The sequence below is a fragment of the Corynebacterium sp. HMSC070H05 genome (genome assembly GCF_001837615.1).
Taxonomy (GTDB): domain Bacteria; phylum Actinomycetota; class Actinomycetes; order Mycobacteriales; family Mycobacteriaceae; genus Corynebacterium; species Corynebacterium coyleae.
Genome location: NZ_KV833326.1, coordinates 1 through 284 on the forward strand (window position 1 = coordinate 1; position 284 = coordinate 284).

Sequence of the window (284 nt, forward strand, 5' to 3'; positions counted from 1 at the left end):
TTGTGGAATTTGGTGTTGGAGTTATCCACATTTTTGTGGTGGGTCTTGTGCGGTGGTTTCTCGCTTCGTAGCGTTTATGCCATGGCATTTGTAGACCTTCTCGGCTTCCGGCTTACGGACATCGCCGACTTCGACCGCGACACAGCCCTTGCTGCCGGGCTGAACCCGTCGCGCATCCGAGAATGGTCACGCGTACACGACGTCTACTACGGGGCAACGAAATTCACGCGGAAACAATCCGACGCACGCCACATGGCAGCAGACACACCCTTGGATCAGTTGTG

At 55.6% G+C, this 284-nt stretch carries 1 pseudogene; it reads left to right on the forward strand.

Annotated features, from left to right (window positions below):
• Positions 1 to 81 precede the first annotated feature (81 nt).
• Positions 82 to 284 (forward strand): annotated as a pseudogene (locus tag HMPREF2617_RS06100) (hypothetical protein); the annotation flags it as partial.